The sequence below is a fragment of the Mucilaginibacter gossypii genome (genome assembly GCF_900100945.1).
GTDB lineage: Bacteria > Bacteroidota > Bacteroidia > Sphingobacteriales > Sphingobacteriaceae > Mucilaginibacter > Mucilaginibacter gossypii.
The window spans coordinates 93,313-116,647 of the sequence record NZ_FNCG01000008.1 but is presented as its reverse complement, the minus strand read 5'-3'; the positions used below and the strand labels follow the sequence as shown (position 1 = coordinate 116,647).

Genomic DNA, 23,335 nt, shown 5'->3' with positions numbered 1-23,335 from the left:
TTGGCGGCAGATATGTTGATATTTAAACTCGCAAACCTTTAAGCCTTTCCAAATGCTGCAAACCACCAATGATGTTCATCAACAGTTCGCCGGTTTTTTTAACGACGATAAATTATATCCTTACGCTTATGAAGTTTCAAAAAAATTAAGTGAAGGGCATATCTGTATAGAACTCAGTGACAGCACAACTTTGAGCACGCTGTCATTGGTCGGAAACGCTAATGAGCTTCAGCCTTTCATCTTACACAAGGACAAGCTTTATCTCCAGCGGTATTTTTCTTATGAAACCATGATCCGCGACAGCATCCTGGCTTTCAAAGCAGCGGAAAGCGATTCGTTCGCCGATCGTACTGCCCGATTGCTTGATGAAAAAGAATTTATTTTACAACAGTTTCCTGGCGACAACGGCAATCATACCGACTGGCAATTGGTTGCAGCATTGAGCGCTTTACTCAACAATTTTACCATCATAACCGGGGGGCCCGGTACCGGCAAAACCACGACCGTCGCCAAACTGCTGGCTGTGCTCTACCGGCTCGCGCCCGACACGAAGGTCGCGCTCGCTGCCCCGACCGGAAAAGCCGCCATGCGCATGGGCGAATCGCTCCGTAAAGCGGGCCTGGTCACCCCTGAACCTATCGTGCCGAAGACCCTGCATCGTTTACTTCAATATGTTCCCGGTGCGCCCTATTTCAAGCATGATGCCGCTTCGCCATTACCTTATGATGTCGTCATTGTTGACGAAGCGTCCATGATCGACGCAGCGCTGTTTGCGAAACTGCTGGATGCCGTCGGAAAGGATACCCGGCTGATCCTGCTGGGTGATAAAGACCAGCTGGCCTCCGTGGAGGCAGGCAGTTTATTGGGTGACCTTTGCAAAATGCCGCATACAATCAACCATTTTGATCAGGACAGCGCCGTTTTTTTCGGGCATTGGGGCCCGGTAGCTCTACCCGCTTCGGACCAGCAATCGGCCTTAGCTGGCCATGTTATCGAGCTGCAAATAAGCCGGCGTTTCAACGCCGAAAAGGGGATCGGCAGATTCAGCAAAGCGCTGATTACGAATGACACGGCAGTGATCGACGAAATGATGATCGCAGGCACTGATCCGCACGTCATCGTAGACGATCAGTATGATGAGGCCACTTTTGAGAAATTTGTCAGTGGTTATGAAGCCTATATTCAGGAGCCGGACACGCTTACCGCGCTTCGCAAATTCAATGCGCAGCGTATACTTTGCCCGGTCAAAGGAGGTGAACAAGGTGTCAACCGGGTGAACAGACGAGTAGAGGAATATTTGCGAAAAAGACAGCTGATCAATCCTTCATCCGCTTATTATGTTAACCGCCCGGTCATGATCACCGCTAATTATTATGAACTGGATTTATTCAACGGCGATACGGGCTTGATCCGGCCAGATGAAACCGGCACACTCAAAGCGTGGTTTGAAACAACGGATGGTGAACTCAGGGGCTTATGGCCTGCTTATCTGCCCGAACCGGAAACCGTGTTCGCTATGACCGTTCACAAAAGCCAGGGCTCTGAATACGAAGATGTGTTCGTTATGTTGCCGAAAAGCGCCAATGAAAGCCTAATGACGCGTGAACTGCTGTATACAGCAGTTACCCGGGCAAAACAAACCGTTACCATCCAGGGTTCCAAACCTCAAATCCAGCAAATTGCCTCCACTTCGGTAGCACGCATCTCCGGACTGGCAGCCCGTTTTGAAGAAACCTTATCAAGCAGTTCCATTTATGGCCTTACAATTTAAAGTATCCAATTCTCTTTCGGCTTTGGCTGCTGAAATGGCTAAAAACCTCAAAGCTGAGCAAGGCGGCGTTTTCCTGCCGCAATACCTGGTCACCCAAACCACCGGTATGAACAACTGGCTGAAAATGAAGGTGGCCGAGCTGAACGGCATCAGCGCTAACCTTCGGTTTTTGAAGCCGAATGATATGATCTACCAGGTTTATTTTAAGCTTGGGGGACAAAAAAACCAGGTATTATCGGCCGACCACCTGCAATGGGTGATCTTCGACTTATTGAACCATGCTGACTTTACGGGGAAATTCCGTTTTATTGCCAGCTACTTTCCCGGAGGCGACGAACTGAAGCGCCTGGGCCTGGCGACCAAAGTAGCCGACTTGTTCGATCAGTACCAGATCTATCGGCCGGATATGATTGAACGGTGGAACAATGCAGATACAGCAGCGAAGGATGCTGACTGGCAATGCTGGTTGTGGAACGCGAGCCGGGAAAAGCTGGGTACGGCGATGCCAGATAAAACCATTATTCTACAGGAGATACGACGCGGCCTTCAACAGCCGGACCGTACCAGGCAAATGACTGAGCGGGTATTAGGCGTTCATCTTTTTGGCTTGTCTATTTTAACTGCTTACCATATTGACTTTTTTTACCGGCTGAGTGAACATATCGACGTCAGTTTTTATTTATTGAACCCTTCGCCGTACGCTTACTGGTATGAAGACCGCAGCGAGGCGCAAATTGCCCGGTGGCTGAGCAGGCAGGGCGGGGCAAGGAACAATCACGCGCCGCCTATACTGGGTAACCAATTATTAACCAGTTGGGGGCGTGTGCTTCAGGATACTTTCGGGCTGTTTTTTAAGCACGAGGAGTTCCTGAACCATTTCGAGGCTATCGGCGTGGCGCCACCCAAACCTAGCACCTTACTGGGGAAAATCCAATTTGATATTTTTAATAATGCGGTGGAACAAGACCGGCAGGTTTTTAGTCCGGATGAGCTGAAAGACCAGACCGTCAGTATCAACTCTTGTTATACACCGGCGAGGGAAGTGGAAGTGCTGTATAATTACCTGGTCGGTTTGGTCGATCAGGCTGCGGAACCTTATTCGCCCAGGGATATCGTCGTCATGGTAACCGATATCGACGCCTATGCGCCCTACATCAAAGCCATTTTCGGATCGGCGCCTTACCGCTTTCCCTACACCATCGCTGACGAAAGCTACCAGGCCGTCGACGGCTTTTTCAGTACCCTGCAATTAATCATGGAACTCCGGGAAGATAATTTTAAAGCGGAGAACGTCCTGCAGATACTCGAACTGGCTTATGTCAAGGAACGTTTCCGGATACATGATACGGAACTGGTCCGTAATGTGGTCCGTGCCGCGAATATCCGCTTTGGTATCAAGGGTGAGACGAGCGATGACTCTTATACCCTGAGCTGGCTCAATGGCTTGAACAGGATCATTTATGGAATATGCATGCGCAGCGAAGATGAATACGTGCTCAATGAGACAGGCTTTTACCCGATTGATATCGTAGAAGGCGCGCAGGCGTTTGAATTGATTCGCTTTAGTCATTTCGTGCGGGTGCTCATTTCCATGGTGACCGAACAAAGCCGCCCGCGTCCCCTAAGCGACTGGTGCCAGTACCTGCGGGAGGTAGTGACCGGCCTGATGTATGAGCCGGACGGCGAGGAAAATCCGGAATTTGATCTTTTCAACGATCAGGTCGAGCGACTTAACCTTGTCGCGGGCATCATGCAGGAATCCGTGAGCTTCACCGTATTCCGAAAGAACTTTGTTCAGCTGTTGTCCGGCGAATCACGAGCCGGCGCCTTTATGTCCGGGGGGATTACTTTTTGTTCGCTAATCCCCATGCGCAGTATCCCTTTCAAGGTTGTTGCACTGCTCGGGCTTAACTTTGATAAATTTCCGCGTAAAGAACTACCGCTCAGCTTTAACCTTATCGAAAAGCAGCGCCGCCGCGGCGACCGCAACATTAAGGAAAATGACCGGCATCTGTTCCTGGAGACGGTCTTGTCGGCCAGGGACCGGCTGTACATCAGTTATATCGGGCGCAGTCAAAAAGACAATTCGCTTATACCGCCTTCCGCGCTGGTGGATGAGCTGGTCGATTATGTAGGCAGCGGTTTAGCCGAGCCGTCTCCGACCGGCGCAAACCGCCTGACCCGGCTGCATCCGCTGCATAGTTTTAGTCATTTATATGCCGACCCGGACAGTGGCCTAGTCAGCTATTTTGGCGACGCGATCGATAATCCGAAAGGTTTTAGCTATAATGAGCAGGCCACAGCCCCCGACATCGATTTTGCCTCGGTAGCAGTTCAGCAGTTATTGTCTTTTTTTAAATACCCGGTCAAATATTATTACAATAAAATATTAGGTGTTTACTATGGCGACGACAGTGTATTATTGCCGGAGACAGAAATTTTCGAGCTTGACCATTTGCAGCAATGGGCGTTAAAGCAGGCCTTGGTACTGATCCCGCAGGATGAATGGCCTGCCTTTCGGCAAAAAGAAGTCAAGACCGGCCAGCTGCCTTTGAACACCATGGCAGAACTGGCCATCGAGGCTTCCGCCGAACAGGTCGCGCCGGTGCTGGCCCTTTTAGCCGAGTGCATGCTGGAAGGACCTGCCGGCACCGCTTCGGTCCGGATCGATTTAGCTGAAACAACCATTAGCGGTTCATTGACACAGGTCTATGGCAATAAACAATTGGTGACCTGCTTTTCCAAAAAAGAAGAGAAACACCGCTTAGACTGCTACCTGCGTCATTTACTCGCGACGGCAGGCGGCCTGGCGCTGGAAACGTATTTTATCTCCGGGGTTACTGCTGAGGTAAGCGTACTGCGGGCCAACTTATTAGCGGTCGATGACGCTAAGACGAGGTTAGCAGAATTATTGGTGCCCTTTCAGGAGGGTCACCAGCAGCCCTACCTGTTCGCGACGGAGTTTTTAAATGGCAGGGACCGGATTGCCGGTTTGGACGATGCTGGATTTGAAGCTTATTTAGACCGGGCCTTTAATGGTGGCCAGTCGGCATTTATCCATGATGAATACTTGAAAATGGAATATGACGGCGGTTTTTTTGAAGCGCCCGGAACTTGTCAACAACTAACGGCAAATATCAACCTCATTTACGGTCCTGTACCCGATTCTTTTCAAAGCGTATAAAAAATGGCAGAGAAATTTGATGTAAAAAATGTGCCCTTAACAGGCAGTAACCTGATCGAAGCCAGCGCCGGAACGGGTAAGACCTATTCCATTGCTTTATTAATGCTTCGTTTGCTCCTGCAAAAGCGACTGGAAGTCAAACAGATATTGATGGTAACCTATACGAAGGCTGCTGTGGCCGAGCTGGAGGAACGGATCCGTTTGTTCGTTCGCCTGGCTTACCAGGCTGCAAAAGGGGAACAGATCCCAGATCCGCTGATCGCTTCGATTGTACAGGAAGCGATCGGTCAGGCTGATGAAGCAGCTATTCGTGAGCTGCTGCGCAGCGCCACACTGTTGCTGGACGAGACCGCTGTGATGACGATCCATAGTTTTTGCCAGCAATCGCTGAACGAGTTCGCTTTTGAAACCGGCCAACTATTCGATTGCGAACTTTTAGAAGATCCATCTTTGTTAGTCGAGGAAGAGGTCAATAAATTCTGGCGTGAAAAAATAACGACGCTGACGGCCGTTTTGCTTAGAGAGCTGCTGTTACAAGGATTTAGCCGGAAGTGGCTCGCGGATGCTATTAAAGGCTATATGGCAGGGCAGCGCTATGTTAATTATGTGCAGGGTAGGCATTATAGTTTAAGTGCCGATGATAAAGCGGCGTTGGAAATTTCGCTGGCGGAAGCCCATGCTGCGGCCATACAAGCGGAAACTGCGCTGTTCGAGTCGGTAACGACCGATACAGCTATGCATGCCCGTACACAAGCGGACGCAACGGCTAGAAGAAATCTATCAATCTTGATCGGTGATCCGCCGGCATTTATTGCGGCCATTAAAGAGAAACGCCAAAAGGGCTCGGCATATATCAATCGGTTATACGAAGAACTACTTGAACAATGTGATGACGTCGACGCGCTGAAAGAACGGTCGCAGCAAATCATTTGGGATTTGATCGACCGTTTGATCTGTATGGCTATCGAGGTGGCGGTTGAGGAGATCGATAGCTATAAGTCCCAGCATAGCATCTTGTTATTCGATGATTTGATCAACAAACTGCACCGGGCAGCCATGACAGATAAGAACGGAGCGCTTAAAGCCTTGATGCAAAGTAAGTTCAAGGCGGTTTTTATTGATGAATTCCAGGACACCGATAAATTGCAGTACGAGTTATTTGAATATTTTTTCGGTGATGAAACCATATTGTTTTATATCGGCGACCCCAAGCAATCGATCTATTCATTCAGAAAGGCGGATATATTTACTTACCTGCAGGCGGCAGAAAACGTGAGCGCGAAATATGAAATGAATACCAATTTCCGCTCAAGCCCGACGCTAATCGCCGCCATGAATAATTTCTTCGAGCCTGTACAGGATTTTGACACGTTTAGCTTCGGAACTGGAGAGAATGGCATTAAGTATGTCGCTGTTGAAGCGCCGGACGGCCTGGAAAATATGGGCCTTTACCGGAATGACGAGCTACAAGTTCCGATGTCGGTCTACCAGGCACCGAACAAACCGGCGGCCGCGAATATGACCGCCCAGGCGATCCATCAATTGCTGAACGATCCCACCGCTGTGCTGGTCAAAAAAGACAAAAAGCAACAGGTCACACCGGCGGCCATAGGCGTACTGGTTAGAAACCGGTATGAAGGCGCAGATGTCAAAGCCGCCCTCGGGAGGTTAGGGATACCGGCAGTGACGATCGATGATGCCAGGATATTAAATACGCTGGAAGCCGTTTCTATGCTGGCCCTGCTTACTGCATTTGAAACGCCAAGCCGCAGTGCGATCAATAAAGCTTTACTAACGCCCATAGCCGGCCTCGGCCGCGATGCTTTATTAAAACTGAATGAGGAACAAACACTTGAACAGTTTCAGCAATACGGTGAATTATGGGCCAATGCAGGCATCTACGTCGCCTTAACTGGCTTTTTTGCTGAGCACCAGGTCAGGAAACGTTTATTGAGTCAGAAACACGAAGGCGGCGAGCGGGTCTTAACCAACCTGGTGCAGCTGACTGAACTGCTTCACAAGGTCCAAACCGGAAAACAATTGGCCAATATCGAGCTGATCAATTGGCTGCAAAAGGCTGTCGATGGAATGGATGTTGGTGGCGATGAATACCAGCAACGTATAGAAAGTGATGAAGAATCTGTAAAAATCGTCACGATCCACAAAAGCAAGGGCCTGGAATACCCCATTGTTTTTGCGCCCTACCTGGATTTTAAGTTTAAGGACGATTTTGTTTTCTGTAGTTTTCGCGATCACGATAGCGCGGAGTATTTATTCATTCATCAATCGCAGCTTTCCAGTGATCAGCTGGCTGCTTACCGCGCACAGCAGGAACAAGAAAACAAGCGCCTGCTGTATGTGGCCATCACCCGCGCTGTATACCAATGTTACCTGGTGAAGAATACTGACTGGCGATATAACAATTCCAGCTTAAACGATTTTTTCAAAGCCTTAAAAGATGCGCCGCCCCCGTCCGACTTAATAATTTTTGCAGATGGCACAGGGCCGGCGGCCGACAGCACCCGAAACTTTTCAGCGCCCTGGCAGGCTGTTCCGCCCCGGACGGCAAAACAATTCGTGCTGGCAGAACCCAACTGGCATAAATTGAGCTATACCTTTTTGACGGCTAAACACGAATACATTCCGCGGGAGGATATTACCACGCCTGAGGCTGCCTATGATGTCTTTATTTTTAAGCAACTGCCTAAAGGCGCAATAACAGGCAATTTCCTGCATTATTTATTTGAAAACATCGACTTCGGCGACCTTAAGGGATGGCAGCAGGTGATTGACGCAGGTTTGAACCGGTTCTTTCCTGGGTCAACGGTCGTTATCGCCCAAATGCTTTTACAATTGCTCGACCATGTTATTGGCTCAAAAATAATGGTCAACGATCAAACCATTGCTTTATCCAGCATAAACCGGAATGCCCGGATCAGTGAGTTTGAGTTCGATTTTCCGGTAAGTGTCTTCAATAACCGGCAGCTCGGCATCCTGGGCAGTGGTGAAGACCGTGATTATTCAGGCATCATGAACGGCAAGATCGACTTGTTTTTTGAATTGAACGGCAAATATTATTTACTGGACTGGAAATCGAACTTTTTGGGATTCTCGACGGAAGCATATGCCGGCGACGAACTAAAACAGGCAATGGATGAATACCACTACCACTTGCAATACTTGCTTTACGCGGTGGCCCTGAAGAAATATTTAAGTGTGCGGCTAGCTGATTTCAGCTATGAAAAGCATTTTGGCGGGGTCATCTATATGTTTTTAAGGGGCGTTAGAAACGGAGCTGAAACGGGCGTGTTTACCTATCGGCCTGCACTGGCGGAAATTGTTGGCCTGGAAGATTTATTCATGACGCCTGAGACGGCTTAAAATCGGCCACAGTTTATTTCCGACGACGATAAGGACTCGCATTAATTTAACATCGGAACAAATTTCGGCAGCCTGCTGACCAAAGGGAGGGTGCTGGACATTACTATTGAAGATGGGCTACAAATTATCCTGTGCCTAGCCTGGGCTGATCTGCCGCAGACGACATGCTACAGGGAGAGACAGCCGGCGTCATTGCTGATTGGCCAGCATTTTTGAGCGAAGTGTAGGGTTGGCCGGCATGTTTTGCTATCCTGATTGTAATCACCCGGATTGTCGCAGATATTGGCAAAAAATGGATTACTTTTGAATTTCCGTTAGGGACGGATCTGATCAATTATTAATGACTTCTTTTAATCAAATTCTCGATAAATACCGTAAGGTTTCTTTTTCCGAACGCGACAAGGGCGACCGTTTTGAACGGCTGATGCAGGCTTACCTGCTTACCGATCCGCGTTTCGCCTACCGTTTTAAGCGCGTCTGGCTGTGGACGGAATTTTTTGGCCGCAACGACCTGGGCGGCGGTGATACGGGTATTGACCTGGTGGCCATGACCAATGAAGGGGATTTCTGGGCGATCCAGTGTAAATGTTACCAAGAAGGTACAGCCATCGATAAGCCGGCGGTGGATGGGTTTCTATCGACTTCAGGAAGGCGCTTTAAAAACGCAGAACTGCAAACAGTTGGTTTCAGCCACCGGATGTGGATCGATACAACGGGTAAAAAATGGGGCAGTAATGCCGAGGAAGCTATACGCAACCAGCACCCGGCGGTAACGCGGCTGAATTTGTTCGAATTGCAGCAGGCGCCGGTGAACTGGGAGAAGCTGGAGAACGGCATCCATGGCGAGGTTTCGCGTACGGCCAAGAAAACCTTGAGGCCGCACCAAAAGGAGGCGCTGGAGAAAACGCATGCGCATTTCCAAAGCGCTGACCGGGGTAAACTGATCATGGCCTGCGGGACCGGAAAGACCTTTAACTCGTTGAAGATCGCGGAAAATGAAACTGATGGCAAAGGGTTGATCCTGTTTTTGGTGCCGTCGATCGCGTTATTAGGGCAAACTTTAAGGGAATGGAGTTCGGATGCGGGCGAGCCGATCAATGCGATCTGTATTTGTTCGGATGCGCAGATCGCCCGCCAGAAAGCGAAAACCGAGGATACCAACGACACGAGTACGGTCGATCTGGCTTTGCCGGCGTCGACGGATATCAAAAGCATTGTTAAACAATTTGAAAATATTAAAGCCAGTGGCCACCCCGGGATGACCGTGGTGTTTTCGACCTACCAGTCTATACAGGTGATCGCTGAGGCGCAGGCGGCTTTACTGGCCGCGGACCCGGACTTTGGGCCATTTGACCTGATCGTTTGCGATGAGGCGCACCGGACAACGGGCGTTTCTATTGCCGGTACGGATGAGTCCGCTTTTACGAAGGTGCACAATAACGACTTTATAAAAGCCAAAAAGCGTTTATATATGACGGCGACGCCGCGTATTTACAGTGCAGACAGCAAAAGCAAAGCGGCGCAGGCTGATGCGCCGATTTGTTCGATGGATGACCCTGCCTTGTATGGCGAAGAGATCTATCGGATAGGCTTTGGCGCGGCGGTGGCAAGTGGTTTGCTGACCGATTATAAAGTACTGATCCTGACACTGAGCGAGGGGGATGTGCCGCCGGCTGTGCAGAAAATGATCATGGATGAGAACAGCGAGATCAACGCCGATGATGCGTCCAAGTTGATCGGCTGTGTGAATGCTTTGTCGAAACAAATGCTGGGGGATGAAGGTATTCTGGCAGCGACCGACCCGGAGCCGATGCGCCGCGCAGTAGCTTTTTGCCAGAATATCGCGGCCTCTAAAAAGATCACCAGCAGTTATAATGACGTGACAGCTACCTATGTCGAAGCCTTACCACTAGAGAAGCGCGAGCAGATGGTGCAGGTCAGCTCCAGGCATATCGATGGTACTATGGCGGCGCCGGAAAGGGAGGAACTGTTAAGCTGGCTAAAAAGCGAGCCGGAGGACCAGCAGTGCCGAGTCCTGACGAATGTGCGCTGTCTGAGCGAAGGCGTGGATGTGCCCTCGCTGGACGCCGTGATGTTTTTGTCAGCCAGGAACTCGGAAGTGGATGTGGTGCAGTCGGTGGGCCGGGTGATGCGCCTAGCGCCGGGCAAGAAATATGGTTATATCATTATTCCGATCGTGATCCCATCGGATATCGAGCCGGACAAGGCGCTCGATGACAATGATCGTTATAAAGTAGTTTGGACAGTACTCAATGCACTAAGGGCGCATGACGACCGGTTTAACGCTACGGTCAATAAAATTGAACTGAATAAAAAGCAGCCGAAGCAGATATTAGTGGGCCGGCCGGAATTCACCTTTGGTGAAGATGGTGCCATGCCTGTCGCCGGCGAAGGCGGCAGTTTGGCGGCAGCGGCGCAGGAGGCGATGAACCGCCAGCTGGCCATCCAGTTTGAACAGTTGCAGCATGTGATCTTTGCCAAAATGGTACAAAAGGTGGGCGACCGCCGTTACTGGGAGCAGTGGGCCAAAAGCGTGGCTGAGATTGCCGAACGGCAGGTTAAGCGTATTACCTTGCTGATCAGCCAGGAAGGTGTGCACCGTGATGGCTTTGAAAGGTTCCTGGAAGGACTGCGTAAAAACATCAACCCGAGTATTACCGAACTGGAATCAATCGAAATGCTGGCGCAGCATATCATCACACGGCCGGTTTTTGACGCTTTGTTTGAAGGCTATTCTTTTGTACAGAATAACCCCATCTCGCAATCTATGCAAGGTATGCTGGATCTGATCGAGGCGCAAACAATTGACGGAGACTATGAAACGCTGCATAAGTTTTATGAATCGGTACGGATGCGTGCAGCCGATATTGATAATGCGGAAGGCAAGCAGAAAATCATTGTCGAGCTGTATGACAAGTTCTTTAAGACCGCTTTCCCGAAATTGGTTGAAAAGCTGGGTATAGTTTACACGCCTATTGACGTAGTGGATTTCATTATCCATTCAGTTAATGATGTACTGATGAAAGAGTTTGGGCAGTCATTAAGCGACGAGAACGTTCATATCCTGGATCCGTTTACCGGAACAGGCACTTTTATTACGCGTCTGTTGCAAAGTGGCCTGATCGATAAAAAGGACCTGCCGCGGAAGTATCAATCTGAAATTTTTGCTAATGAACTAGTGTTGCTGGCTTATTATATCGCCGCGGTAAATATTGAAAATGTTTACCACGATGTGATGGAGGCTACGGACTACCAGTCATTTGAAGGGATTTGTCTGACAGATACCTTTCAACTGGGCGAGACTGATGGCAATGAGCGCTTGTTTTCAGAAATGTTCTCTCAGAATTCCGAAAGGGTGGAGCGGCAACGTTCAGCGCCGTTGAGGGTGATCTTTGGGAACCCGCCATATTCGGTAGGACAGAAATCAGAAAACGATAACGCCAAAAACCAGGTCTATGAACGTTTAGATCAGCGTATTGCGGATACCTATGTGTCGCAGTCAACGACCAGCATGAATAAAGCATTATACGACGCTTATATTAAAGCATTTAGATGGGCAACGGACAGGCTGGGTAAGGATGGTGGGATTATTTGTTTTGTATCGAACGGGTCTTGGCTCGATGGGAATGCGACGTCAGGTTTTAGAAAATCTATTGAAAGGGAGTTTTCTAACATTTATGTATTTGATCTTAGAGGAAATCAAAGAACCAGTGGAGAACTGTCAAGAAGAGAGGGCGGCAAGATTTTCGGTTCGGGATCACGAACGCCCATCACGATTACTTTATTAATAAAAAAAACGGGATCTGGTGTCGAAAACGCAAAGATTAATTATCACGATATAGGTGATTACTTGAGCCGTGAAGAAAAGCTACATAAAATTAAAAGTTTTAAATCTATCTTGTATGGGAATCTAAAATGGCAATCACTTATACCTAATAATGAAGGGGATTGGATTAATCACCGCAACGAAGGATTTGAACAATATATACCAGTCGCCGGGAAAGACAAAAACTTAGAAACCTACTTCAATATCAACTCAAACGGTGTTGTTACTAATCGCGATGCTTGGGTTTATTCGTTTTCAAGGTTATCACTTGAACAAAATATGTCGCGGAGCATTCAATTTTATAACAACGAAGTTGAAAGGTTTGTGGACGCATCCAAGCAGGCTAAGGAAATAGTTATTGAAGATTTTTTAAATAGTGACCCAAGTCAGATAAGTTGGTCTCGTGCAGTTAAGCAAGCTTTAAAATCTGGCAAGAGGCGGGCATTTGCGCAAAATTCAATCATAGTCGGTTTATATCGCCCATTCGTAAAAGAATACCTTTATTTCAATCGGGATTTTAATGAATGTGTCTATCAACAACCCGCAATCCTTCCAAGTCAAGGATTGGTAAATAAAGTTATAGCTGTATCGGGGGTCGGCTCCTCAAAAGAATTTTCAGTTCTGATTTCTGACACTATAATCAATTTGGATGCTGTCGAGAAAGCACAATGCTTTCCACTTTATTATTACGAAAAGTCAAATCATCATTCTCCAGGACTTTTTGATACAGGCGATAAAGAGGAGTTTATCCGACGGGATGCCATCAGTGATTTTATTTTGGATAGGGCAAAGTCAATCTACGGTAAGACTATTAATAAAGAAGATATTTTTTACTATGTCTACGGTATTTTTCACAACCCCAATTATCGTCACACCTTTTCCAATGATCTTAAAAAACTAATGCCTCGAATCCCTTTGATTGAGGACGTGCGTGATTTCTGGAAGTTTAGTAAGGCGGGCAGGGAACTGGCAGAGCTGCACATCAACTATGAGAAGGTATTACCATATGACGGTGTGGTGGTGAAGGGCAGGGAGACAGGTCATTTTACAGTGAATAAGATGAAGTTCCCGAAAAAGAACGAAAAGGATTGCATAATTTATAACCCGTATATCAGTGTGGAAAATATACCGGCTAAAGCTTATGGTTATACGGTTAACGGGAAAAGCGCGATTGAATGGATCATGGAACGTTACCAGGTCACTACGCATAAGGAAAGCGGGATTGTGAATGACCCGAATGACTGGGCGGCGGAAGTAGGTAAGCCTGCTTATATATTGGATCTATTGCTGAGTATCATTACGCTGAGTGTGCGGACGGTCGAGATCGTGGAGGGCTTGCCAAAACTGGATTTTAGTACGCTTTAATGTTGACGTGATTTTTATTATAAACCTATTTACTTATTACGATGAAGTTATTTTTTGGCCGTATCAATATTAACCAGGAGCCGCGCGATCAGTTATCAAAGGCATATTATTACGCGGAAAAAGGCACCAGTTATTTTGGTGACCTGAACACGATTGAGGATTTTTCGGTTGAACCGGTTTATGTGTTTATGATCGCTAACAGCCAGGTCCACCTTTGGCGGGCCTCGCATTGGGGCGACGATGGCCGTAACCTCTATTTTAAGGTCGTCAAGGAAGCCATAGAAGGGATGACCGGTGCCTGGCTGGCGGCCATCAAGTACTTTTATATGCCGCTGGACCTGATCATTTTTACGATCAAAAGGCCTTATAAAAAAGCGTTTTTTCAACTGATTGTTGATCCCGCATTAACGGAAGAGCTGCTGTTGTCGGACGATTTTTATAATGAGGAAACGAATTACCGGAAGATCAGGTTGTCGGCGGATAAACCTGAAGCAGTTAGCCGCGACCTGCAACTTTACCTGGAGCGTGATGAAGAATGGAAATTGGCTGAGGTCGAGTTCTTCGACCCGGAGGTACAGAGTTATTTTAGGGACAATACTGCTTATGTAGGGAAAGGCCGGAAACGCAAGGATAATACCCTGAAAAAGGTAATTAACGCGGAATTGCCGCATGAGTTTGATGCGGATGAATTACCTATATGGCAGTTGTACGATACTTTCTTTTGTGATTATAATGCCGCTGAACAAGTGACGGAAAGTTTTACGCGTGCCTTTTATAAATATTCACCGGGACCGCAGGCTTCGCGCTGGGCGGGCGATCTCGTGAGCAATACCATAGCGATTGATTTTAGTGAGAAAGATTTAGACAGGGACCTGGACCAGGTCAATTCACGGGCAGAACTCAATGTGTTGATGAACCTGCCGGCGGATTCGCAGTCTAACCAGAGCTGGAACCTGATGTTGTTTAAAGAGGCGCACGCAGGTGATGTGGTGTTTGCGAACAGCGGCCTGAATAAGCTGGTGGGGATCGGTATTATTATTGGTGATTACCAGTATGATGCGGGTGCACCCTTTTACCGGCATCAACGTGCGGTACAGTGGATTGCGGACAAACCCTGGGAATATACCAGTTACCTGTTCCCATCTTATAAGAACCTGTTCCGGCCGGACACTTTTTCACCCAGCCTGCCCTACAAGGATATCCTGGCGGCTTATGTCAAAGCTTACCCGGAATACGAAAACGTGTTTCGCGAAAAAGATCTGTATTTCGTGACGGATGAGCCGAAAGTGAGCGAATTGCAAATCGATGAAGAAGATCTGCCGCCATTGAACCGGATCTTGTACGGCCCGCCGGGTACCGGTAAGACCTACCACACCATCGATGAAGCCGTTAAGATTATCGACGGCGAATCGGCGGACGATCATCAACAATATAAGGAGCGTTTTGATATCCTAAAGGGCGAGGGCCAGATCGAGTTTGTGACCTTTCACCAGAACTACAGTTACGAGGACTTTATGGTGGGCCTGCGGCCGGACGCGGAGTTCGAGGAGCTCCGCTTCAAGCCCTTTAAGGGGATCTTTTACCAGCTGGTGCAAAGGGCCAAGGCGAATTACCTAGCCGCGCGCGAAAAGCGCAGCCTGGGCAGGGGTTTCGAAGAGGTGTTTGCCGAACTGGTAGCACCGCTGGAGAAAGGGGATAAGGTGACGGTTACCATGGCCTCGGGCAAGAAGTTTTTTATTACCGATGTGGAGAACGGCACGATCCGTTTTGAAAAGGAGAAGGCGCCCTCTATCCATACGTTGAGCGTTTCGACCTTACAGGCGATCGTGGAGGGCAACCGTGAGTTTAATTCCGGCCTGGGCGTTTATTACCAGCCGCTGGTGAAAGAGCTGCGCAGCAGGCAGGCCAAGGAAACCGGGCCGAAGGAAACGATGAAGCGCTATGTGCTGATTATTGATGAGATCAACCGCGGCAATATCTCGCGGGTGTTTGGCGAGCTGATCACGCTGCTGGAGGATGATAAACGGCTCGGGCGTGCGAATGCCTTGCTGGTGACGCTGCCCAACGGCGAGCAGAACTTTTCCGTGCCGCCCAATTTGTTTATCGTTGGGACGATGAATACGGCCGATAAATCGATCGCGCTGCTGGATATCGCTTTGCGCCGCCGTTTTGAATTTATCGGTTATTATCCTGACCTGGATGTGCTGGTGAAGGCGGAACAGGAGCCGAAACGGGTGAAATTGCTGAAGTTTATCAACCAGCAGATCTACCAAAAGAAAAAGTCGGCGGATTATTTGATCGGCCACGCTTACTTTTTAAGTAAGGATAGCCTGGAAGACATTTTGTTAAAGAAGGTGATCCCGCTGTTGAGCGAATATTTTAATAACCGGAGCGAAGAGGTGAGTGCGATCTTCGAAGGTTCGGACTGGAAGGTGAAATTTAGTGACAGCAGCTACCGCTGGGAGGTCACAGAAATCAAAAAGGATGCTAACCCAGACGAAAATATTTGAGTTCGGCGACTGGTTCGAAACCGGCGGGCGCGACCAGTTACGCCCGCAGCTGGAAGCACTCTGGCAGGCTAACTATGCCGGCCGGGATGCTTTGGATGATGCTGATCCCGAGGGTCCGGCAAGATCTTCCTACCAGGGTTTTGTAAACTTTGACGGCGAGCGCGCCCGTGCCCGGAACTTTATCGGCTTTATTCAAAACGAAAAGCTCCAACTGGAGATTTATCCAAAAATATTTAAGGGGCTGGAACTCAACGACAGGAATACCTCGCTGATCCTGCAACATTTGTTCTGGTGGCTGGATTATTGCCCGCACTGGCGTTTTCCGTTTACCGATGTCAATCTAGCTGCGCAGGATTGTTCCAGTTTACCCGAATTGTTGATTAACCTGATGGCGGAACAGTTTTTATTGGTTGTATCCGCGAAACCCCTGTTGTTGTACGAAGAGGTGGGCGTTTCGATGAGCGTCCCCCGCGGCCGGATCAATTTTGAGCGTTATCTGGCCAAAGGCTTCAGCTACGGCAATGCACATATCCTGGAATGCGATTACGAGCCGCTGGTTTATGATAACCAACTGAACCGGGTGATCAAATATGTCTGCCGCCTGCTGAAAGGCAGGGCACGTTTCTATGCGACGCAGGCCAAACTGGATGAGGTCTTGTTTGTGCTGGACGATGTAAGCGACGAACCTTGCAGCAGTCAGAGTTTGAACCGGGTGCGGCTGAACAGCACGTTTGCGGATTATGAGCCGGTCATGAACAGCTGCCGGCTGGTGCTGGACAGCGAGGTATACGGGCACCAGTTTTATGAACAGCCGCAATGGAGCCTTCTGTTACCGATGGAATTGATCTTCGAGGATTTCATCAGCGCCTTTATCCGGCAGGAACTGTCGGCCGACTGGCTGGCCGAAACGCAGAAAGGCGGTATATCGCTGGTGGAACGTCCCGTTACCGCTTTTCAAATGCGGCACGACTTGTTGCTGACCTCTGTGGCTGACGATACCGTCCAAGTGATCATCGATACCAAGTATAAACTGCGTGAAGGCGCGCTTTGGAGCGATCCCAAAAAGGGCGTATCCCAAAGTGATATGTACCAGATGACTGCCTATGGCCTGCGCCGCGGCTGCCGGAAGGTATTGCTGCTTTACCCGAACGTCATCGAAAGCTGCCGGGAACCGGATTCCTTTTATGTCCGTTCGGCTTTTGACGGGCAGGAGATCCAGATCATCGCGGCGGAGGTGCCGTTCTGGTCGATCAACGACTTTGCAGGGCTCAAGGCCCGGCTCAACAAGCAGTTAACTACTTTGCTTCAATTGGTTTGATATGGACGCGAAAATTATTTTAGGGCGCATATTACAACGGCTGATCGATGAGGAGCACGCTCAGGTGCCGCCTTTGAATGCCTTTGGTTTTATGGCATTGAAACGCAGCTCGGTGGTGGTCAGCCGGGAAACCGGGCAGGATACACCTGTTCCTTTTGCACGCCTGGTGACGGCGATTGAAATTTTACAACAACATCCCGAGATATATACTCAGGGGCCGGATGCGCTGCGGCCGTTCGGCATCACCCATTTAAACAGCCCCATTTACGCTTTGCTGCATTTGCTACCGAAGGAGGTTTACGAGCCTTAATAAACGCCTTTATTACCCGGAACTCGACCAGTATATATCCCCAGCATGTTACCAGCTATCTTGGTATATGGCATCTTTCTCACTATGATGTGCAAAGAGAGGGATCGATGATATTGACACCTTGTTGTCTGCCAAAGATCTGCTCTTCATTGCTAAAGGCGACAATAAAGGTTTCCTGGATAGTATCTTCCGATTGAAGATGCATAGATTGGGAGAGGGAGAGTTCAGAACTTTGCTTCCAAAAGGTTGATTATAAGCCGCTTTATTTTAACATTTTTCAATACTCTATGAATCACGCACAATGTGCTGATTATGTAGCCGTTTCTAGCGCTTCGCTGGCCGCTGTCTAATGACCAGCCAACGAAGGATAACTATTTATTATCAATGACCGAATTTCTTGAACAAGATGATGATTCCAAATTAATGTCGAGTTCTATTTATTTGGCGGCCTTTCTTAAAAATAGTATGGTAGCCGAGGATGCCGAAGGTTGTAGGTCGGGAATTACTCATAGGACATAATCTTTATGGAATATCTTTAATAAAATTCAGCGTTTAAATTAGTTCTTTTAAGGCGCAAACTTTAAAGTTTCAACAAACTCGTTCATTTTTCATGATTCGCGCCAAGACATTCTATGTCCCGTTTACACGTTATGTTCCCTTCCTTGCCTTTTAATAAAAGCTTAGTATTCCAATTTTGCTGAAGTTTTATGCCATTTTAAACCGTTTTTTGTTTTATCACGGTTTTATCAGTAAGAAAAAAGGCATTTACGAGCTTCGTAAATGCCTGATTATCAAGGTGGAGAATATCGGAGTCGAACCGATGACCTCTTGCATGCCATGCAAGCGCTCTAGCCAGCTGAGCTAATCCCCCGTGGTGGGCTGCAAATATAGAATTTTGTGAATTAAAATGAAATTCTATTGTTATTTATTTTATCCGATCCTGTCCCAGCGCCTTTACCGTCGGCTTGTTTAATTTAAACTTAAAATATACATGCACCTGGCCTGCCCTAAATTGCTTCACGGGCGGGAACAAAAGCTTATAAAAAAGTAAAGCCCCTGATGGGCAGGGGCCTTTACTAACCAATTATAAACCTAAATTATGAGAAGACTACTTTATGTATTGCGTTATTTTTAACACGGTGTAAAAGTAACACTAAGTTTTGATATTCGGAAAATATATTTTGTAATTGTTTTGTAAGTTTTATTAATTACACTACCATCCGGTATCTTACTGTCAAAAATAAGAATAAAACATTATTAATTTACTAATTTTTTCAAATTATTTGATAATAATTATTACTTCGTTCATTTTTATTCAAAAATGATACGATTTTATTTATAAAGTTTACAAAAATTTAATTTTAAATGATTTTTAAAGTAAAATTAGAATTTAAACCCGGCTTAAAATTAAATTTCAAAGCGTCTTTTGTTTTTAAAGCAAAATAATCGCTAATTTTTCTTTAAAAAACTCCAAAATACCACATTTTTTTTGCCTTAATACTGCTTTTAGCTCTTTAAAGAACGATTGTCTGCTAAAACAATTTATGTTCTAAACGCACTTGCATAATAAAAATTACTTTACAAAGGCTTTTTTTTAAAGATGCTTTAACACTTTTGCAGCAAAAACATACTGCCTTTTAAAATATGTCATCAACACATACCGCAAAACAACATCCGCATCTTACGCCATTAACTTTATGGATCATGACCATAGCTACAGGTTTGGTGGTAGCAAACATATATTATAATCAACCATTACTGGCCGATATGGCGAATACTTTTGGCGTAAGCGATAAAAAAGCGCAGCAAATATCGCTTTTTACGCAAATTGGCTACGCTACAGGTTTATTATTTATAGTGCCATTGGCGGATATGCTTAAGCGTAAGCGTCTTATTTTAATTGATTTTGTGCTCATGATCATATCGTTAATAGCCTGCGCCATGGCGCCTTCGGTAACTATACTTATGATAGCGGGTTTTTTGGTGGGCGTATCATCGATTATTCCGCAATTGCTGATCCCAATGGCGGCCCACTTAGCCAAGCCACATGAGCGGGGTAAGAAGATTGGCTTTGTAATGAGCGGCTTATTAATCGGCATTTTGCTGTCACGCACATTAAGCGGTTTTATAGGCGAGCATTTTGGCTGGCGAAGCATGTTTTATATAGCCGCCGGGTTAATGTTGCTCATCTGGATTATGATATTTTTGTTTTTGCCCGAAATTGAACCCGATTATAAAGGCAATTACGGTAAATTGATGAAATCATTGATCCATTTAGTAAAAACCCAGCCTAAGTTAAGGTTGGCAGCATTCAGAGGGGCTTTATGTTTTGCCGGTTTCAGCGCATTTTGGACAACGCTGGTATTCCTGTTAAAACAGCCTCAGTTTAATGAGGGCAGCGCCGCTGCGGGTATGTTTGGCCTTGTTGGCGCTTTCGGTGCGGTAGCCGTTGGCTTTATGGGGCGCCTGAGTGATAAAATGGACGCATACAAATTATCAATTTATACACTTTCGCTTATCCTGATCTCTTTTATTGTATTCTATTTTTCGAGCCATAGTATAATAGGGCTCATCATCGGGGTTATTCTGCTTGATATGGGTGTGCAGGCTACTCATATCTCTAACCAGTCTATTATTTTTGCATTGATCCCGGAAGCCCGCAATCGTATCAATACAGTGTACATGGTGTCTTATTTTATAGGCGGGGCTTTAGGCACGTTCTTCGCCAGCCTGGTTTGGAAAAACTACGAGTGGAACGGGGTATGTGCTATTGGAGCTGTCCTATCGGTAATAGTAATAGCGGTGCATTTGTTATACTACAGGAAATCGTCCGGTAATGCACCTGATGTTCGGTAACGCATACCTGTTTATCTGGTCCGAATGGCTATCCCGGGTAGAGTTGGCCAAAAAAATTAAATTTTTTCTCCTAAAAAAAATCACTGTATTACAGCCATTTACACCAAATTGTAAAATAAATCTGAATTTTTAATGACTTTTTTTGCTCTCCGATAAAAGTTTGGCATTGATTTAGATTGGTACTTATCAAACGCAGTTGTTATGAAGGCAAAAGACAAAGCGGTTAAACCTGAAGAAGAGAAAGAGTGGGAAAACCCAGTGGAACCGACAAAAACTTCAGACCCACGCGATGAGGAACAAATATTAAGGCAGTATAAAGAAGCAAAACGCCGCCACGATAACCTCACCGAAAACGGGAACGAAAAAAAGAAAGACTAAAACGAAGACATTAAAATATTAAAGCATTCAAATAAAACATTCAAAACCTACAACATGAAAACGCAAAAACAAACATCAACCACCAAACTAATAGCAAGCTTTGATAATGCACTTAAAAACATCATCATGAGCGACTTAAAAGCTATTAAAACTAAAACGCCCTATTTAACGCCGGCAGCTTAAACTAAATATAAAAAACATCACCTACACTACATCTACCTATGAAAGCATATAAACCAACCCCCGCAATAACTAAATTACTTGCACGCTTTGATGCCGAATTATTGGAGCTGTTGAGGGAAGATCTGAAAAACTACAGGGCCAAAACCCAATTCATGAGCAACAACAAGCAGGTAGCAGCACAGCAAACGCTGTCTGCCGCTTGATCAACATATATATATCTACCTATCGAGTACTAACATCACCTATGAAAACGTGGAGCCCTGCAAAAACAGGGCTCTATTTTTTTAGTAAAGCCGGGCAAGCTTAATGCTATCTTTGTTTAATATTAAATAACAATATATTAACACTTTGGTCACCTAAAGTAAATGCCTGAAACGGTTATTTGGGTAAAGCGGCGGGCGAATGGCCTATGCGGTTGAACATCATATTGCACCATCTATTTACGAGTGGTACCGTTAACCAGGTGATGAACAAATCGGTTACGGTCAATTGATCCTGCACGAGCAGGAGCTAAAGACTGATTGTCTGTATGGTGTATTGTTATCTGTGAAATTACATACTCTACATAAATACAAACATTATGGACCAGGTTAATTATCCCATAGTAACAATTGTTGTTATTGCTGTTATTATTTTGCTGGTTTGGATCATCAGGCGAAACCAGAAAGATGAAAAAAAGCTGGAACAGGATATCATCCAATCCGAACTAAAACCAGAAGAAAATAATGATAAAGAAATAGAATCCTGAGCTTGTTGTTAAAAACAACCTGGCTAAATAGCATTTCCCTGCGTCATTGCGTACAGCAATAATGGTCTTTTACTTTAAAGAAGTCGCTGAATTTACTGTGATTTCCTATCTGCTTCAGTATATTTAACAATTAACCCGGCTGTTTTGGCTGATGCGCCCGGTTGCCCCATGCGCACATCAAGCTCGTCATAATTATTGAGTATATTTTGGCGATAGGTTACATCATTGACAATCAGTTTTAACTCTTCACTTATCTTGTTAGCCGTACACTCTTCCTGGATCAACTCCTTCACTACCGCTTTATCCATGATCAGGTTAACCAACGATATAAATTTAAGCTTAACCAGCATGCGCGCTATGGCGATGGTTAATTTCCCGCCTTTATAAACCACTACCTGCGGCACATCAAACAGCGCGGTTTCAAGTGTTGCGGTGCCGGAAGCTACAATAGCTGCATGGGCATGATTCAGCAGATCATAAGTGCAGTTAAATACAACGGGGATCTCTTCGCGGTTTAAGTAAGGCGCATAATAATCAGCCTGAAAAGCCGGTGCACCGGCAATTACAAACTGGTATTCAGGAAAGTTGGCCGAAGCCCGGATCATATCGGGCAGCAGTCTGCTGATTTCCTGTTTGCGGCTGCCGGGTAACAGTGCTATAATTTTCTTTTCGCCAAGTTTATTTTTTTGCAGAAAATCAGGGTCAGGATTAAATGCTGAAACCGAGTCAAGCAAAGGGTTACCTACATAATCAACATCCATTCCCCACTCTTTGTAAAATGCCACTTCAAAAGGCAATATGCAAAACAGGTGGTCAACAATGCGTTTGATCTTTAACACCCGCTTCTGGTTCCAGGCCCATACCTTGGGCGAAATATAGTAGTTAACCGGTATGCTGTTAGCTTTGGCGTATTCGGCTATTTTGAGGTTAAAGCCGGGAAAATCTATCAAGATCAATACGTCGGGGTGGTAAGCAGAGATATCCCGCTTGCACGATCTCATGTTTTTAAGAATGGTTTGCAGGTTGGCAACCACTTCAACAAAGCCCATAAAAGCCATATCGGCATAATGTTTTACCAGTGTGCCGCCCTCGGCCTGCATCAGGTCGCCGCCAAAAAAACGGAAATCAGCATCAGGGTCAAGCGATTTGAGTGCTTTCATCAAATTAGCCCCGTGCAAATCGCCCGAAGCTTCGCCGGCTACCAGGTAATATTTCATTATAGAGATTGCAATTTAAAAATGAATATGGCCAGCATAAACAAAAGCGAGATCATAGCGATACCGTTTCCCGTTTTATCGGCCCCTTTGCCATAAAAATAACGGATGATAAACAAATTGATGGCAAAAGCGACAAAGTAGGGAATGCCCGGCTTATGCAAGAAAACCAGTTGATTTTTAAGCAGAAATCCAAAAACAAACAGACTAACGCCTGGCAGTATAGCGCCGATGAGCAGGCCTAAGGATACGTCGTTTTTGTTTAGCATA

The 23,335-nt window shown here is 46.5% G+C and carries 14 protein-coding genes and 1 tRNA gene; 12 read left to right on the top strand and 3 right to left on the bottom strand.

Going from position 1 to position 23,335, the window contains the following annotated elements; all coding sequences use genetic code 11:
• Positions 1-52 precede the first annotated feature (52 nt).
• The 7 genes from recD (at position 53) to BLS28_RS16105 (ending at position 17,686) form a co-directional block, all read left to right on the top strand.
• A complete protein-coding gene (gene recD, locus BLS28_RS16135) occupies positions 53-1,771 on the top strand; it encodes an exodeoxyribonuclease V subunit alpha (RefSeq protein WP_256337453.1) in 1,719 nt (572 codons plus the stop codon).
• Entirely contained in the window at positions 1,755-4,955 is a 3,201-nt protein-coding gene (gene recC, locus BLS28_RS16130) for an exodeoxyribonuclease V subunit gamma (protein WP_091169343.1), read from the top strand. Before recD ends, recC begins: the two co-directional genes overlap by 17 nt.
• 3 nt (positions 4,956-4,958) lie before the next feature.
• Positions 4,959-8,336 carry an exodeoxyribonuclease V subunit beta gene (recB, locus tag BLS28_RS16125; RefSeq protein ID WP_091169340.1) on the top strand — a complete coding sequence of 1,126 codons (3,378 nt, stop codon included), beginning with the start codon at positions 4,959-4,961 and terminating at the stop codon, positions 8,334-8,336.
• A gap of 340 nt (positions 8,337-8,676) precedes the next feature.
• Positions 8,677-13,548: a DEAD/DEAH box helicase gene (locus BLS28_RS16120; RefSeq protein WP_091169336.1), complete on the top strand. Its 4,872-nt coding sequence runs from the start codon at positions 8,677-8,679 to the stop codon at positions 13,546-13,548.
• Positions 13,549-13,589: 41 nt separating this feature from the next.
• A complete protein-coding gene (locus BLS28_RS16115) occupies positions 13,590-16,058 on the top strand; it encodes a DUF8426 domain-containing protein (RefSeq protein ID WP_091169333.1) in 2,469 nt (822 codons plus the stop codon).
• Positions 16,033-17,376, top strand: coding sequence for an McrC family protein (locus BLS28_RS16110; protein ID WP_091169330.1), 1,344 nt, complete (start codon positions 16,033-16,035; stop codon positions 17,374-17,376). Before BLS28_RS16115 ends, BLS28_RS16110 begins: the two co-directional genes overlap by 26 nt.
• Before the next feature lies 1 nt (position 17,377).
• Positions 17,378-17,686 (top strand): hypothetical protein, encoded by a 309-nt coding sequence (locus BLS28_RS16105; protein WP_091169327.1) that lies wholly within the window; start codon positions 17,378-17,380, stop codon positions 17,684-17,686.
• A 797-nt stretch (positions 17,687-18,483) separates the two neighbouring features.
• On the opposite strand, the gene BLS28_RS16100 is transcribed toward BLS28_RS16105, so the two are convergent.
• A tRNA-Ala gene (locus BLS28_RS16100) sits at positions 18,484-18,557 on the bottom strand.
• A 773-nt stretch (positions 18,558-19,330) separates the two neighbouring features.
• Here BLS28_RS16100 and BLS28_RS16095 point away from each other — a divergent pair.
• From BLS28_RS16095 to BLS28_RS30860, 5 genes are all read left to right on the top strand, one after another.
• The gene (locus tag BLS28_RS16095; protein ID WP_218134436.1) at positions 19,331-20,542 is read left to right on the top strand and encodes an MFS transporter; all 1,212 of its coding nucleotides are present in this window, start codon (positions 19,331-19,333) and stop codon (positions 20,540-20,542) included.
• 201 nt (positions 20,543-20,743) lie between these two features.
• Positions 20,744-20,920 carry a hypothetical protein gene (locus tag BLS28_RS30870; protein ID WP_167516293.1) on the top strand — a complete coding sequence of 59 codons (177 nt, stop codon included), beginning with the start codon at positions 20,744-20,746 and terminating at the stop codon, positions 20,918-20,920.
• Between the two features lie 54 nt (positions 20,921-20,974).
• Positions 20,975-21,103, top strand: coding sequence for a hypothetical protein (locus BLS28_RS31370; protein WP_255485329.1), 129 nt, complete (start codon positions 20,975-20,977; stop codon positions 21,101-21,103).
• Between the two features lie 38 nt (positions 21,104-21,141).
• Positions 21,142-21,306 carry a hypothetical protein gene (locus BLS28_RS30865; RefSeq protein ID WP_158604167.1) on the top strand — a complete coding sequence of 55 codons (165 nt, stop codon included), beginning with the start codon at positions 21,142-21,144 and terminating at the stop codon, positions 21,304-21,306.
• A gap of 377 nt (positions 21,307-21,683) precedes the next feature.
• The gene (locus tag BLS28_RS30860; RefSeq protein ID WP_167516292.1) at positions 21,684-21,851 is read left to right on the top strand and encodes a hypothetical protein; all 168 of its coding nucleotides are present in this window, start codon (positions 21,684-21,686) and stop codon (positions 21,849-21,851) included.
• 92 nt (positions 21,852-21,943) lie between these two features.
• Here the strand turns inward: BLS28_RS30860 and lpxB are convergent, their stop codons facing one another.
• Entirely contained in the window at positions 21,944-23,068 is a 1,125-nt protein-coding gene (gene lpxB / locus BLS28_RS16090; protein WP_091169324.1) for a lipid-A-disaccharide synthase, read from the bottom strand.
• The gene (locus BLS28_RS16085; protein ID WP_091169321.1) at positions 23,068-23,334 is read right to left on the bottom strand and encodes a hypothetical protein; all 267 of its coding nucleotides are present in this window, start codon (positions 23,332-23,334) and stop codon (positions 23,068-23,070) included. Before BLS28_RS16085 ends, lpxB begins: the two co-directional genes overlap by 1 nt.
• Position 23,335: the final 1 nt, after the last annotated feature.